General features: G+C 61.5%; 13 protein-coding genes. 3 read left to right on the top strand and 10 right to left on the bottom strand.

Annotated features, from left to right (window positions below; all coding sequences use genetic code 11):
• Window positions 1–33: 33 nt before the first annotated feature.
• The 6 genes from ycaC to J3P93_RS17305 all read right to left on the bottom strand — a co-directional run bounded on the left by ycaC (window position 34) and on the right by J3P93_RS17305 (window position 6410).
• Entirely contained in the window at window positions 34–657 is a 624-nt protein-coding gene (ycaC, locus tag J3P93_RS17280; protein ID WP_090282704.1) for an isochorismate family cysteine hydrolase YcaC, read from the bottom strand.
• 68 nt (window positions 658–725) lie between these two features.
• Complete coding sequence (locus J3P93_RS17285) at window positions 726–2564, bottom strand: amidohydrolase (protein WP_208937974.1); 1839 nt, start codon at window positions 2562–2564, stop codon at window positions 726–728.
• Window positions 2565–2604: 40 nt separating this feature from the next.
• Window positions 2605–3231 carry an antibiotic biosynthesis monooxygenase gene (locus J3P93_RS17290; protein WP_434589996.1) on the bottom strand — a complete coding sequence of 209 codons (627 nt, stop codon included), beginning with the start codon at window positions 3229–3231 and terminating at the stop codon, window positions 2605–2607.
• The gene (locus J3P93_RS17295) at window positions 3224–3637 is read right to left on the bottom strand and encodes a DoxX family protein (protein WP_434589998.1); all 414 of its coding nucleotides are present in this window, start codon (window positions 3635–3637) and stop codon (window positions 3224–3226) included. Before J3P93_RS17295 ends, J3P93_RS17290 begins: the two co-directional genes overlap by 8 nt.
• An 823-nt stretch (window positions 3638–4460) precedes the next feature.
• Window positions 4461–5372, bottom strand: coding sequence for a LysR substrate-binding domain-containing protein (locus J3P93_RS17300; RefSeq protein WP_434590000.1), 912 nt, complete (start codon window positions 5370–5372; stop codon window positions 4461–4463).
• A 54-nt stretch (window positions 5373–5426) separates the two neighbouring features.
• Window positions 5427–6410, bottom strand: coding sequence for an MBL fold metallo-hydrolase (locus J3P93_RS17305; protein WP_434590003.1), 984 nt, complete (start codon window positions 6408–6410; stop codon window positions 5427–5429).
• A 248-nt stretch (window positions 6411–6658) separates the two neighbouring features.
• Here J3P93_RS17305 and J3P93_RS17310 point away from each other — a divergent pair, with 248 nt between their 5' ends.
• Together J3P93_RS17310 and J3P93_RS17315 are read left to right on the top strand one after the other, a co-directional pair.
• Window positions 6659–7090, top strand: a complete 432-nt coding sequence (locus J3P93_RS17310) for a helix-turn-helix domain-containing protein (protein ID WP_090282697.1) — start codon at window positions 6659–6661, stop codon at window positions 7088–7090.
• Window positions 7091–7214: 124 nt separating this feature from the next.
• Entirely contained in the window at window positions 7215–10058 is a 2844-nt protein-coding gene (locus J3P93_RS17315) for an ATP-binding protein (protein ID WP_434590006.1), read from the top strand.
• On the opposite strand, the gene J3P93_RS17320 is transcribed toward J3P93_RS17315, so the two are convergent.
• Complete coding sequence (locus J3P93_RS17320) at window positions 10035–11489, bottom strand: ATP-binding protein (protein ID WP_434590009.1); 1455 nt, start codon at window positions 11487–11489, stop codon at window positions 10035–10037. The genes J3P93_RS17315 and J3P93_RS17320 overlap by 24 nt on opposite strands.
• A gap of 90 nt (window positions 11490–11579) precedes the next feature.
• On the bottom strand, window positions 11580–12530 hold the full coding sequence (locus J3P93_RS17325; protein WP_434590011.1) for a GlxA family transcriptional regulator: 951 nt from the start codon (window positions 12528–12530) through the stop codon (window positions 11580–11582).
• Between the two features lie 213 nt (window positions 12531–12743).
• On the opposite strand from J3P93_RS17325, the gene J3P93_RS17330 reads away from it, so the two are divergent.
• A complete protein-coding gene (locus tag J3P93_RS17330) occupies window positions 12744–13466 on the top strand; it encodes a pirin family protein (RefSeq protein ID WP_203421544.1) in 723 nt (240 codons plus the stop codon).
• 49 nt (window positions 13467–13515) lie between these two features.
• Here the strand turns inward: J3P93_RS17330 and J3P93_RS17335 are convergent, their stop codons facing one another.
• On the bottom strand, window positions 13516–13965 hold the full coding sequence (locus tag J3P93_RS17335) for a hypothetical protein (RefSeq protein WP_434590013.1): 450 nt from the start codon (window positions 13963–13965) through the stop codon (window positions 13516–13518).
• Window positions 13966–14215: 250 nt separating this feature from the next.
• On the bottom strand, window positions 14216–15091 hold the full coding sequence (locus J3P93_RS17340; protein WP_434590015.1) for a LysR family transcriptional regulator: 876 nt from the start codon (window positions 15089–15091) through the stop codon (window positions 14216–14218).
• Between the last annotated feature and the right edge of the window lie 48 nt (window positions 15092–15139).

Consider the following 15139-nt stretch of genomic DNA (forward strand, 5'->3'; position numbering starts at 1 on the left):
TTCCGATGAGGGGCTTTTCAGACTCGCACCCAATTACTGAGCAGTAAACTTGGTATAGCTGTTGATCAGGTTGCGATAGTTAGGCAGACGCTCCGACAGCAGGTGCGCCAGACCTTCCATGTCGTTGCGCCAGTCACCCTGCAGCTCGCACGCCACCGAGAACCAGTTCAACAGGTGAGCACCGGCAGCCGACATACGCGCCCACGCCGCTTGCTGCACGGTGGTGTTGAAAGTGCCCGACGAGTCGGTCACCACGAACACTTCGAAACCTTCGGCAATGGCCGACAGGGTCGGGAACGCTACGCAGACGTCGGTCACCACACCAGCAATGATCAGTTGCTTGCGGCCGGTAGCCTTGATCGCCTTGACGAAGTCTTCGTTGTCCCAAGCGTTGATCTGGCCTGGACGCTGGATGAACGGTGCGTCCGGGAACTGCTCGCGCAGTTCAGGCACGATCGGGCCGTTGGGACCTGCATCGAAGCTGGTGGTGAGGATGGTTGGCAGTTTGAAGAACTTGGCGATGTCGCCCAGCGCCAGCACGTTGTTCTTGAACTCGTTCGGGGTGAAATCCTGGACCAGCGAGATCAGACCGGTCTGGTGATCGACCAGCAGCACGACGGCATCATCTTTGTTCAGACGCTTGTAAGGAACGCTCATGGCAAAACTCCTGGATGGATGGTTGTTGCGTGAAGCGCCGGCCGGGATGACCGGCGCTTTTTTCGAAATCAGAAGGCGAAGCAGGAACAGCCGAACGCGCCCCAGAAACCGGCGAAGTCGCTGACCGGCGCGTTCGACATCCGCGCCTTTTCATGGCTGTGGGTGTGCACCGCGCACGGCCCGCTGCACTGGTGAACCTGCGCCTGCAACGGCGAGTTCGGGCGCCAGTGGCCCGGCACCTTGACCACCGGCGACCAGTCCGGCAGCACCGGAATCGAGCGCGGGCCGAGGTCTTCGAAATCGCCGGCGGCGTAGACGATCTTGCCGCCGACCACGGTCATCACCGACTCGATCCACTTGATGGCCTCTTCTTCGACGCTGAAGAAATCCGCGCTCAGTGCCGCCAGATCCGCCAGTTGCCCGACGCGAATCTGGCCCTTCTTGCCCTGCTCCGAGGAGAACCAGGCGCTGCCGTGGGTGAACAGCTCCAGCGCGGTGCTGCGTGGCAGACCTTCTTCGTACAGAGCCAGACCGCCGACGGTGCGACCGCTGACCATCCAGTACAGCGAAGTCCACGGGTTGTAGCTCGACACGCGCGTGGCGTCGGTACCGGCGCCCACCGGCACGCCTTCAGCGAGCATGCGCTTGATCGGCGGCGTCGCTTCGGCGGCTTGTTTGCCATAGCGATCAACGAAGTATTCGCCCTGGAACGCCATGCGATCCTGAATCGCAATGCCGCCGCCCAGCGCTTTGACTCGCTCGATGTTCTGCGGGGTGATGGTTTCGGCGTGGTCGAAGAACCACGGCAGACCGTTGAACGGAATGTCACGATTGACCTTCTCGAACACGTCGAGCATGCGGCTGATCGATTCGTTGTACGTGGCGTGCAGGCGGAACGGCCAGCGCTGTTCGACCAGATGACGAACCACCGGCTCCAGCTCTTGTTCCATGGTCTGCGGCAGGTCCGGACGCGGTTCGAGGAAGTCTTCGAAGTCGGCCGCCGAGAACACCAGCATTTCGCCGGCGCCGTTGTGGCGCAGGAAGTCGTCGCCCTGGTGTAACTTGACGCTGCCGGTCCAGTTCTGGAAATCGGTCAGTTCTTCTTTCGGCTTCTGGGTGAACAGGTTGTAGGCGATGCGCACGGTCAACTGGTCTTCTTTGGCCAGTTGCTCGATCACCTGATAATCGTCCGGGTAGTTCTGGAAACCACCGCCGGCGTCGATCGCGCTGGTCAGGCCGAGGCGATTGAGTTCGCGCATGAACTGCCGGGTCGAGTTGACCTGATATTCCAGCGGCAGCTTCGGCCCCTTGGCCAGCGTCGAGTAGAGAATCATCGCGTTCGGCCGCGCAACCAGCATGCCGGTCGGGTTGCCGTTGCTGTCGCGCACGATCTCGCCGCCCGGCGGGTTCGGTGTGTCGCGGGTGTAACCGGCGACGCGCAATGCCGCGCGGTTGAGCAAGGCACGATCGTACAGGTGCAGGATGAACACCGGGGTGTCCGGCGCCGCCTGGTTGATTTCTTCGAGGGTCGGCATGCGCTTTTCGGCGAACTGGAATTCGTTCCAGCCACCGACCACGCGCACCCATTGCGGGGTCGGCGTGCGATCGGCCTGATCCTTGAGCATGCGCAGCGCGTCGGCGAGCGACGGCACACCTTCCCAGCGCAGTTCGAGGTTGTAGTTCAAACCGCCACGGATCAAGTGCAGGTGCGAGTCATTGAGGCCAGGAATGACGCAGCGGCCCTTCATGTCGACCACTTGCGTGGCGCTGCCCTTGAGGGCCATGGCTTCGGCGTCGTTACCGACGGCGACGAAGCGGCCGTCCTTGATCGCCACGGCGCTGGCGAGCGGTTTTTCGCGGTCAACCGTATGAAATTGGCCATTGAACAGAATCAGATCGGCGTTCATCGCAGTTCCTCAAGCAAAAGTAAAAAGAAGCAAACCCCGCTCAACGCGGCGAGGTTTCTTGGGAATCGAGGTGCTCATGGGCCTGACTGGCTTCCAGCCACGGCGTGAACAAACGGGTCACCGGTGGCATCACCACGTACACCACCGAGAGGACGATGGTCAGGGTGATAAAAAAGGTGGCGACCACGTAGTTGGAAAGGAGTGGATGCAACGCCAGCAACGGTCCCCAGATCAGAGGCACCAGCAAGGTGTGCGGCAGAATGACCAGCAATGACACCACGGCTTGTTTCCAGCGCGGCGGTGGCGAAGCGGCGTCAGCCAATGGCGAGAACCAGAACTCGTTGACCGGCGCCACTTCGGTCTGATCGCCGTCAGCCAGCATCGGCGCGGCTTCGGCGACCAGCGCCTGACGCTCGGACGATTCCAGCCAACCTTGCATCGCTTCGGTGCTGCTGAAGCGCAGCACGCAGGTATAGAAGTCGAGGCGCCCACGCTTGCCGCGCACCACGTCGACGCCCAGATGCCCTTCGCGCTGCCCCGCCACTCGGACAATATTGCGCAGCCAGGCTTCATACGCCGACTCGAAACCGGCCTTGACCCGGTGCTTGATGATCAACGTGACGGTCTCATCGGCCCCCGGTGTGAGTTGATTCAGGGCTTCAGGCATAACGCAGTACTCCGGGCAAACGAACATTGATCGCCAGCCGACCCGGCCCGGCAATGAACACAGTGGTAAAGAGGATCAACAGCAACCAGCCGAACTGCCCTTCAGCCACACTCCATTGCGGATGCACGACCAGCAACGCAACGAGCAGCACGAAGAGAATAGGCAAGCAGGCCAACCGCGCCAGAACACCGGCGACGATCAGCAGCGGACAGAGGACTTCAGCGAAAATCGCCAGGCTCAGCGTGAGGTGTGCACCGAGGTGGAACGGGTCTTCGATCAGTTGCAGTTGCGCGGTGAAGTCGAGCAGCTTGGGCAAGCCGTGCACCCACAACAGAAACAACCCGCCACTGACCCGCAGGAACAGCAAACCGATGGCTTGCGCCCGTTCATCCCTCGAAATATTCATGACCCTACCCTTTGAATGTCATTGACGAGAATCATGCCAAGGCAAGGGCGGAAGAAATTGGATGGGTGTGCTTAGTTGGTTTTCAGAGCATGGATGGTGTGCAGACAGCGAGGAAAAAATGCAGGTGAAGGCTTACAGGGAATGTGTAATACCCGTGCGGAACGGGTCGGCTGTCAAGCCGCTATCGCTTGCAGGCAAGCTCCTACATGAACCGAGCCCACCCGGAGGCCGAGTGCCAGCTCGCCTGCTTTTGATGTTGACCTTGATCCAACGGCTCAGCCTGAAAATCAAAAGCCCCTCACCCTAGCCCTCTCCCAGAGGGAGAGGGGACTGACCGGGGTGCCTGGAAAAGCTACGCCGACGTGAAATACCGAGTCGTACTCAGGTTTTGAACGGCTCAAAAATCGGCTCCCTCTCCTGGGGGAGAGGGTTGGGGTGAGGGGCGAATCCACCGCAAATCCCAAGCCATGCGACGCTTTTCACCACTCAATAGGCCGAGTGTCAGCTCGCCTGCTTTTGATCTTGATCCACCGGCGACATCGGAAGGCTGAGCGAAGGGATCGATCCGGGCGTGGGAGCGCAGCGACCGTCTGGCGCAGCCAGACACAGCGGAAGTAGGTGCAGCGAAGCAAACCGTAGCCGCTGCGCCCGGATCGATTCCGCAGCGAAGGGACCCGAGCCTGCGAGGGCCGGACGTAGGAGCAAGCGTTTTTTGCTTACTTTTTTTGGCGCTTGTAAAAAAGTAAGTCGCCGTCAGGCGAAACCGCCAGCCGCAGCACCCGCAGCAACGGATATGCCCCCCTTCATCCAGAACCACAAAAACTCAGCCAAGCGGCGCCGCCATGAACTGACTGATCCGCGACCGCAGCCACTTCTCCGCCGGGTCATTGTCATGCACCCCGCTCCAGGCCATCGACAACTGCGCCGCATCGATCGGAAACGGCGGATCTTCAGCACGCAACGCACAACCCTCAACCAAGGCGCAGGCAGCATAATCCGGCACAGTGGCAATCATCTCGGTGCCAGCCAACAAGGCGCGCAAACCACTGAACTGCGGCACTCCCAGAACCACCCGGCGACAGCGGCCAATCTTCGCCAGGTCCAGATCGATATTGCCGCTCAGGTCACCCGAGAACGACACCATCGCATGCGGACGCGCGCAATATTCGTCCAGCGTCAGCGGCCCCGGACGGTCATCGCCGCGTAGCACCTTGCAGGGAATGTCACGCAGCTTCTTGCGCTTGGCATTGGCCGGCAGATCGGTGGTGTAGCTGACGCCCACGGAGATTTCCCCCGAGGCCAGCAGCGCTGGCATCAGCAGATAGTTCGCACGGCGCACCACCACGACAATCCCCGGCGCTTCCTGCTGAAGCTGACGCAGCAGCGGCGGAAACAGGCCGAATTCGGCGTCATCCGACAGGCCAATGCGAAACACGTCGCAACTGCTCGCTGGCTCGAATTCCTTGGCCCGGCTGACCGCCCCGGAAATCACATCCATCGCCGGTTGCAGTTCCTTGAGAATTGCCAGCGCCCGCGCAGTCGGCTCCATGCCGCGCCCATTGCGCAACAGCAATGGATCGTCGAACAGGTCACGCAAACGGCCGAGCGCCGCGCTGACAGCGGGCTGGCCCATGAACAGTTTTTCGGCGACGCGGGTCAGGTTCTTCTCGAACATCAGCGCCTCGAAAATCACCAGCAGGTTCATGTCGACGCGACGCAGGTCGTTACGGTTCATGGGCAGGTCGTCCTTATCAATGTCAGCCGCTCAAGCGGGTCGGCGCTACGCACTTTACTCGATCAACGGTACTTTGGCCGCGCGTTTGTACGGGCCGTATTCCACCGGCACCCATTGGAAATGTTTGCCTTCGGCAGTGATGTGGCCGATCCCGGGGAACGGCAGGTGCGCGGCGGTGACCCACGTCTTGCTCGCCGCCGCCGCGCTGAACACCGCCTGCCGGCTATTGATCGCCTGCTGGCTGTTGACGTCGAAGCCGATCGACACTTCCGGATGCAGGAATTGTACCGCGAGGTTGTGCACCAGATCGCCCATGAACACGATGCTCTGCTTCTGCGAGGTAAAACGATAGGTGGTGCTGCCTGGCGTATGCCCGGCTTCGAGCGTGGCTTCGACCACGCCCGGCAATGGCGACTCGCCTGCGCTGAAGGTCTTGAAACGCCCGGCAGCGACGTAAGCGGCAGTGGATTGCTGGGCGATCTCGAAGAATTCTTTGGCGCCGGCCGGGGCCTTGGCCAGTGCGGCCGGGTCGAGCCAGTAATCGGCTTCGGCCTTGGCCGCGTACACCGTGGCGTTGCTGAACAGCGCCTGCTTCTGTCCATCGACCAGACCGCAGACATGATCCAGGTGCAGGTGCGTCAGCAGAATCGTATCGACCTGTTCCGGTTTATAGCCGGCCGCCTGCATGTTGTTCAGCAGTTGGCCAGCGGTGGCGCCGATGCACTGGCCGGCGCCGCTGTCGACCAGAATCAGTTGTTTGCCGGTATTGACCAGAAAGGCGTTGAACGCGGTCTGCACGCCCGGCGTTTCAATCGAACGGCGCGCGAGCAGCGCACGAATCTGGCTCTGACTCATGCCTTGCAGCAGCTTGGGCGACAAGTCGTTGTAGCCGTCGAACAACGCCGTGACTTCGTAATCGCCCACCGCCAGACGGAAATAACCCGGCGCCTGGATGCCCACTTGTGGTGCTTGCGCCATCGCGCAGGACATCGCCAGTGCGAGCGTCATGGTCGTCGCGGCTTTGAACATGCTTTTCATCGAATTCTCCTGAACCTGACCGACTGCGGCGGCCCTGTCGGTTCGCCACGCTTGCCCGGATCGTGGCGCAAAACGCCCGGCGCAGACTTGCAAGGATGTGCTGAGTTCCGGTCGATGCGCGGCAATTAACAACGATTAACTCGTCAGCTCGAAGCCCGCGCTGAACAATGCCGTCACTCGCACAGCGTTGTTTTTTGACCTGACGGGATGCGCCTTTCGTGCATTCCCCATCGACACGGACCTTGGCCATGGCTCAATTGCAACCCACCGTCGCCCTCGCCCCTGCCCGCCAACCGGATACACCTGCCATTGGCGGGCTCAGTCCGCAACGCGAGCGGCTGGTCAAACAACTGATCCTCGAACGCCTCGGTGACAGCCTGGAAGTGGCCGAACTGGCCCGCGCCTGCTCACTGTCACGCAGTCATTTTTCCCGCGCCTTCAAGTGCAGCACCGGGCTTTCGCCGCAGGACTGGATTCGTACCCAGCGCATCGCCCGCGCCAAGTTGCTGATCCAGCACACCGACCTGAGCCTGACGCATATAAGCCTGGAATGCGGCTTCTGCGATCAGGCGCATTTCTGTCACATGTTCACCCGTAGCGAAGGGATCAACCCGTTCGCCTGGCGCTGCCAGATCATGCGCGAACCGCGGTCGCCGCGTTCGCAGCCCGGCATGTTCTGATCGAGGCGCCCGTTGCACCCATGCGCAAACCTGAGGATCATGCCCAGACACCCGAACCAGAGAGCCCGCACCTGCGTGCGCGACCGTTCGGTACCGTCCGCCGCAGCGCCGCAGGAGTGAGCTGTTGAGTCTTTCCCCGAATCAGGCCATCGGTTTCGGCCCCTATCGGATTCATCCCGGACAACGCCGCGTATTCGAAGGCGAGCAACCGTTGCGTCTGGGTCGACGGGCGATGGACATTCTGCTGATTTTGCTGGCGCAGGCCGGCGAAGTGGTGAGCAAGCAGGAACTGATGGCCGGGGTCTGGCCGGACAGTGTGGTCGAAGAAATCAATTTGCGCGTGCACATGGCGGCATTGCGCAAGGCGCTCGGTGACGGTCAGGCCGGCCAGCGCTACATCGTCACGGTGGCGCAGCGAGGCTACAGTTTTGTCGCGCCGCTCCTGCTGCATTCCATGGAGGAGCGCCCTTTGGACGATGCCGGCGGTCGCCACAATCTGCCCTTGCGGCGCACGCGCATGATCGGCCGCCAGCCACTGGTCGACAGCCTGATGAACGAGCTGCCGCGTCGACGCTGCATCACCCTGGTCGGCCCTGGCGGAATCGGCAAGACCACCGTCGCGCTGCGGGTCGCCGAGCAGTTGATCGGCTTTTACCGCGACGGTATTCGCCTGGTGGATCTGGCGCCGCTCAACGACCCTGCGCTGATCGGCTCGCACCTCGCCACCCTGCTTGATCTGGTGCTGCCCGAAGGCGACTCGCTGGCGGCGCTGGTCGACGCGCTGCAACCACGGCAGATGCTGTTGCTGCTCGACAACTGTGAACACCTGATCGACGCCGTCGCGACCCTCAGCGAAAGCATTCTGCGCGGTGCCCCGAAAGTGCACATTCTTGCCACCAGCCGCGAAAGCCTGCGGGCCGAAGGCGAGTGTGTCCAGCGCCTGGACGCGCTCGCCTACCCGTCGATGAGTACGATGCTCAGTCGCGAACAGGTACTCGAATTCTCGGCACTGCAACTGTTCATCGAGCGAGCCACGGCCGCCCAGGAAAATTTCGAACTGAGCGACGCTCAGCTGCCGCAGGTGATCGAAATCTGCCACCGACTGGACGGGATGCCGCTGGCGCTGGAACTGGCGGCCGCGCAGGTTGCCGAGCTCGGCCTCGACGGTCTGCTCAGGCAGTTGCAGGGTCGCCTGCCGGCTTTGAGCAAAGGCCGACAAAGCAGTCATGAACGCCACCTCACGCTGCGCGCTACGCTGGACTGGAGTTTCAATCTGCTGGAGCGTTGCGAACAGACGTGCCTGCGGCGTCTGGCTGTTTTTCGCGGCGGTTTTACCCTGGAGTCGGCGGCGGCTGTGATCGTTGGCGAGCAGATCAACCCCAGCGTGGTATTCGTCTCGATCACCCAATTGGTGGCCAAATCCTTGCTCAGCGTCGAGGTCGGCGATGAACAGGTGTTCTATCGCTTGCTCGACACCACCCGCCGCTATGCGCTGGAAAAACTCGAACAGGCCGCGGAATTCGATGACACGCGTGATCGTCACGCCGAGCGCTGCCTGGCGCTGATGCAGCAGGCGAAAAGCGAGTGGGAACATACCCCGACGGCGCTGTGGATCGAACGCTACGCCCGTGGGCTCGAAGATTTGCGCGCGGCGCTGGAGTGGAGCCTGCACGGGGTCGGCTCCGGGGGGTTGGGGATTCGTCTGGCGGCGGCCTCGGCGCCGTTGTGGCAAGAATTGTCGTTGCTCAAGGAATATGGCGGCTATGTGCGCCGGGCGCTAAGCCTGTTCGATGAGCGGAACGAGCCTTGCCCGCGGCTGCAAATCACGCTGAAACTGGCCCTGGGCAGTGCCTGCTACCACACCTGGGGCGGCACCGCCGAAACCATCGACGCCTTTGCCCAGGCGCAGCAACTGGCGCAGGCGCACAACGACGTTGCTGGCCAGTTGCGTGCGGTGTCCGGGCACATGGCGGTCAACCTCAGTTGCGGGCATTACCGCCTCGCGCTGGCGCAGAGCGAGCAGTTCGACCGCCTCGGCCTGCACGGCGATCCGTTGCTGTCACTGAGCACGCACCGCTTGCGCGTACTGGCGCTGCATTACGCCGGCGACCAGCCGCAGGCGCGCACCCATGCCGAACAGGTCTTGCAGCGCATGGCGCACAGCGGCAACGTCAACCGTTTCACCCACGGATTTGGCGTGCAATACGACCAGAGCGTGGCCTCGTTGACGGTGCTGGCGCGGGTCTTGTGGATGCAAGGTTTGCCCGAGCAGGCGTGGCGCGCGGCGCGCCAGGCGCTGGACATCGCCGTGCAGATCGATCACGGCACCTCGATCTGTTACACCCTGGCATTGGCCAGTTGTCCGATCGCTCATTACAACGGCGATCAACAAAACGCCCGCATGCTGCTGCGTCTGCTGTTGGAGCAATCGCAGAAGCATTCGGTGCTGTTGTTCAATCATTGGGGTCGGCATTACGCACAGGTCATTGATGCAGAGTCCAGCGACCTGGCGCCGACGGAGAGCGGCGGGTTGATCGGTGAAATCATGGTCACGCTGGATCCGCGTTTTGTCGACGATGCCTTGCTGCAGCGAGCGCTGAGTGGCGAGGCGGGATGGAGCACGGCAGAAATTTTGCGGGCGCAGGCGTTGGAAGATTCTGGATACGCCACTGATCCCTGTGGGAGCTGGCCTGCCAGCGATGGCGTCCTGTCAGACAACGCCAATATCAAGCAAGCCGAACACCTCCTGCAACAAGCCCTGACCACCGCCCGCACCCAAGGCGCCCTCGCCTGGGAACTGCGCAGCGCCACATCACTGGCGCAACTCTGGCAAAGCCAGTCGCGCGGTCATCAAGCACTGAATCTGCTGCGTCCTGTCATTGAGCGGTTCAATGAAGGCCATGCGACCCCGGACTTGCGCAAAGCGCGCGGGCTTATCGAAGCCTTAAGTGAGGGCATGCACGCCTGAGACGCGGCGTAACTGATTAATGTAGCGCGCATACCGACGCTCAAGCTCGACCCCTTCCCCGCTGCGTTCAAGCTGCTCGCGCGCATAACGTCGAGTGGTGTTGAGCATGCGGTATCGGCAAGCGCTGCCGCTACCCTCCTCCGTCAGCAGCGATTTGTGCACCAGGCTTGTGATGATCGCGGCGAGGCGCGACGAGGCCAGTTGCGTGCAACTGACCACCGCCAGCGCCGCCTCCAGCGTGAAAGGCATTTTGAATACCGATAAGCGCTGCAATACGCGCTGCTCCGGTTCACTCAAGCGCTGATAGCTGCAGTCCAGCGCAGCCTGCATCGACTGATGGCGCGGCACGGCGGTGCGCCGACCCTGGCTGAGCACTTGCAGCCCATTGGCCACGTGCATGTGCAACCCGACCAGACCCAGCGCATCGATCTGCGCCGCCGCCAGTTCGATGGCCAGCGGCAAGCCGTCGAGTTGTCGGCAAATTTCGCGTAGCGGCTGCACATCCTGAGTGCGCAGCTGGAAATCATGCTGGCGCGCCCGTGCGCGACTGACGAACAACTGCACCGCCGCGCAGCCCATGGCCTCGGCGACATCGTCGACTGCGACAGGCTTTGGCAGGTTCAAGGGTGGCAGTTGTTTGAGGACTTCACCGCTGACCTGCAAGGGCTCACGGCTGGTAACCAGAAAGGACACACGTGGCGCCACGCCTGACAGGGTTTCGACCAGTGCCTTGCAGGCCGCATGCTGATGCTCGGCGTTGTCGAGCACCAGCAAGGCATGACGTTCGCACAGCCCGGCCAGATCGCTGCCGAGCCGGTCCAGACAATGCTCCAGCAATGCGCTGTCGTCGCTGATCTGCGCGAGATCGACGTGCCAGACGCCATGGCGAAAATACTGCACCAACAGTTCCGCTACCCGTAGGGCCACGGTGGACTTGCCCACGCCGGTCGGGCCGGTGATGGTCAGCAGGCGACACGCTGGCAGGTGTCGCATCAGACTGCCCACCAGCGCATCGCGGCCGATCACCGGGGTCAGGCGCGCGGGCAAGTTGTGCGGTGGTGGCGCATTGGCAGGTGTCTGCGGCGCTGCACTGTCGCGATGCACCGGGGCAATGAAACTGTAGCCGCACTGCGGCAAGTTAACGATGTAACGCTGACCGTTGCCACCGTCGCCCAGTGCGCGGCGCAGTGCCGCGATGTGCACTCGCAAGTTGATTTCCTCGACCACCGACGTCGGCCACACCTGGGCGATCAATTGCGCCTTGGTGACCACCCGACCGGCCCGCTCGACCAACACCTGCAAAATGTCCAGCGCACGACTGCCCACGCGCACTGGCTGATCCCCGTTGAGGACCAGTCGTTGTCGCACATGAAAGGTGTAAGGGCCGAAACGCAGCACTGACGCCGGGTTGAAATCATCGAGGCTGTTCATGCCAACCATCTTGGCAGCGTTCGATGACGCGACAACGGCGACACGGGGCGCAATACGGACATACCGAGGCGCCAGACGGACAGAAACGCTCTAGCTGAACTGCTCGCGGTACTGCGCCGGGGTCAGGCCGAGCTTTTCGGCGAACAGCGAACGCATGTGCCGGACGCTGCCGAAGCCGCTTTTGTAGGCCACGGTCTTGAGCGGCAACTCGCTGGTTTCCAACAGATTTCGTGCACAGTCGACGCGGGCGCTTTGCAGAAACTCCATCGGCGTCATGTTGATTTCCCGGGCGAACACCCGGGCGAAATGCCGCGCACTCATATTGGCAATAGCCGCCATGCGCTCGACCGTGAATGTTTCGTCGAGGTGTTCGAGTACGTAGCTCTGCGCGCGGGTGATCGGCGTCTCCTGCGGAGCCACGGCCGCCATCAACGGGCTGAATTGCGCCTGTCCGCCCTGACGCTTCATCACCACCAGCAGAACTTTGGCGACATCCTGGGCGAGTTTCTTGCCGTGATCGCGGGCCACCACGGCCAATGCCATATCAATGCCTGCGGTCACACCGCCGGAGGTGATCAGGTTGCGGTCTTCGATATAGATCTGATCGGTGGCGACGTCCGCCTTGGGAAACGCCCGGATCAGCCGCTCGGTGTAATTCCAGTGCGTGGTCACCTGATAGCCATCAAGCAGACCGGCATGCCCCAATACAAACGCACCGGTGCAAATCGAACCGTAATACTCGGCCCGCTGCACGGCGCCTTTGAGCCAGGCGAACAAGGCAGGAAACTGCTGGTTGTAGGCGCCAGGGCCGCCGGGCACAAGCAACAGGTCATAGCGCTCGGTGTCTTCGTCGATTGTCCGATCAGCCTGGACCATCACCCCGTTGGACGCCCGCAGCGCGCCGGGCTCGGTTCCCAGGGTGACCAATTGATAGTGCGCGTCGGGCTTGAGGTAGCGGTTGGCAACCGCAAAAACCTCCAGCGGCCCGGCCATGTCGAGCAGGAGAAAGTCGGGAAACAGCACCATTGCCACGGTTTTCATGGGAGCACGTCACTTCAATCGAGAACATGAGACAGGCCGGACATTATGACCAAGCGAGGCATTGCAGGCGCGAAAAATTGTGTGAGCGGCCTCGCACAACTGTCAACCTGACCGAGACAGTCTTTCAGTTTTCACCTACTTATTGGATTTCACGGTTAACAGTAACCTTCTCCTCACTCGGACGAATTCACGTCCCGCCAGGAGATTTTAATCATGCTGACTCTTCGCAAAGCCTCCGATCGTGGCCTCGCCAATCATGGCTGGTTGAAGTCGTTTCACACCTTTTCCTTCGCCAGCTATCGCAACCCTCGTGAACAGGGTTTCTCCGACCTGCTGGTGATCAATGATGACCGCGTTGCTGCCGGCAAAGGTTTCGGCCAGCACCCGCACCGCGACATGGAGATCTTTTCCTACGTGCTGGAAGGTGCACTGGAACACAAGGACACACTGGGTACCGGCTCGGTCATCCGCCCGGGCGACGTGCAACTGATGAGCGCCGGCAGCGGCGTGGCGCACAGCGAGTTCAACCATTCGGCCACCAGGCCTGTGCATTTTCTGCAGATCTGGATCGTGCCGGAAGTCAGCGGTGCCAAACCGCGTTATCAACAGGAGCATTTCAGCGCGCAGAGAAAACGCGGTCGCCTGCAATTGATCATCTCGCCAGACGGCAAGGACGGCTCGCTGAAAGTTCGCCAGGACGCACGTGTGTTCGCCGGGCTGTTCGACGGCGAAGAAAGCGCCACGCTGAAACTGCCGGCCGACCGTTACGCGTATGTGCATGTGGCACGCGGCAGTGTTGAACTCAATGGCCAGCCATTGCAGGAAGGCGATGGTGTGCGGGTTCGCGAAGAACAATTGCTGACCTTGAGCAACGGTGTCGATGCCGAGGTGCTGGTATTTGACTTGCGGCCGCAGGAGCTGCCGCAGATGCCATGACGCGGTATTTCAACGCTCAACAGAACGGCCTTCCTATGAAGGCCGTTTTTCATTCAGGTGATTTGCTCCATGGCAGCGAGGGCGGCATGGGTACGGTAAATTCCTTGCCGGCCTGAATCGCCGCCAGCGTCGTCTGGACCGCCGCATAGGCGTTGGCCTGATTGGCATAACAGGCACCGACGACGATTGCGACCAGCCCCACCAACTGTACGGCGGCCGCTGCCCAGACATTGGCTTTCGTCGTGCTTGCCTGCCTGATGGCTTCTTTCGATTCCTGTGCAATGTTCTGGATTGCAGAGGACATCAATTCGAAGCGTTTATCCCGCTCCGACTGCGCCCTGTCCATCTCTGACCGAATCCGGGAGTCTGTCTTGTCCCGCTCCGCCTGAGCCGCCAGGAATGCATCAATACGCATCGATACGCCTTCCATCCGCGCATCCATTCTCGCTTCTATGGTCTCGATCCTGGCATCGAAATCTTCGCGGCTTATGCTGCTCATGGTGTGCGTATTCCGGCTGTCATTGAATGGATCACTGTCTGAGTATTGCCTCAATTCCCTGGCTTTCAATTCGTCACCTTTGGCGGTTACCGAGACCTTCCGTGGTCGATCGTTTCAGTGCGAGCCCTGCGACTCTCACCAGACTGGGGAAACGATAAAGCCGTTACCCCATACCAACAAGCCGGCCGATTCGGCCACGTTTGTAGGCTTTTTCGTCAGCCGATGTAGCCTCCTCCAAGCAGCCTTGAGCTCACTCATTTTCCTGCGAAAACGCTTCGACAATCTGCTCGATCACCGCCCTCACCCGCGCCGTGTGGCGCAAATCCGCATGGGTCACCAGCCACACGTCGTACGGCAGCGGTCGTGTACGTTGCGGCCACAGTCGGATCAGGCCATCGCGTTCGCCCATGTACACCGGGATTTCTCCTACACCCAGACCCGCCGCAATCGAGCGGCGCACCAGCAGGCTGGAGCTGAGGGCGGCGACGATTCGCCCGCGACCCAACGGTTCGGAGACCAGCGTCAGGTCTTTCTTGCTTTGCAGATAGGGCTGATAGACCACCAGATCATGGCCTTCGAACGCCGTGTCTGGTTGCGGTGAGCCATTGGCGTCGATGTAAGCCTGCGAAGCGAACAGGCCCACCGGCCAGCGGGCAATGCGTCGGGCGATCAGGTCTGGATTATCTGGCCGGGTGTTGCGCACGGCGATATCGGCTTCGCGTTTGGCCAGGCTGAGGATCTGCGTGGACGCATCCAGTTGCACGCGCACGTCCGGGTGCCGGGCATGCAAGCGCGCCATGGCCGGGATCAGGAAATCAATGGCCAGCGAATCGGTGGTGCTGACCCGCACGGTGCCGGTCAGACGATCGTCCAGACCTTCGATTTGTCGCTGCAGATCCAGCGCTGACTGCTCCATTTTCTCCACACTCCTGAGCGCCGCTTCGCCGACCGCCGTCAATGCGTAACCGTCGGATGTGCGCAGGAACAGCGTCGCCCCCAAGGTCTTTTCCAACGCGGTGACACGCCGCCCGACGGTCGCCTGATCAACGCCCAGCACCCGTGCCGCGCCCCGCAGCGTCGACTCACGGCAAACCGCCAGGAACACCCGCGCATCATCCCAATTCATGTTCTCTCCAATGATGCAAATTCGCATCAGTGCGCCGCTTAATCGCTG

Origin of the sequence: Pseudomonas sp. R3-57 (assembly GCF_051132065.1) — a bacterium.
Lineage (GTDB): Bacteria > Pseudomonadota > Gammaproteobacteria > Pseudomonadales > Pseudomonadaceae > Aquipseudomonas.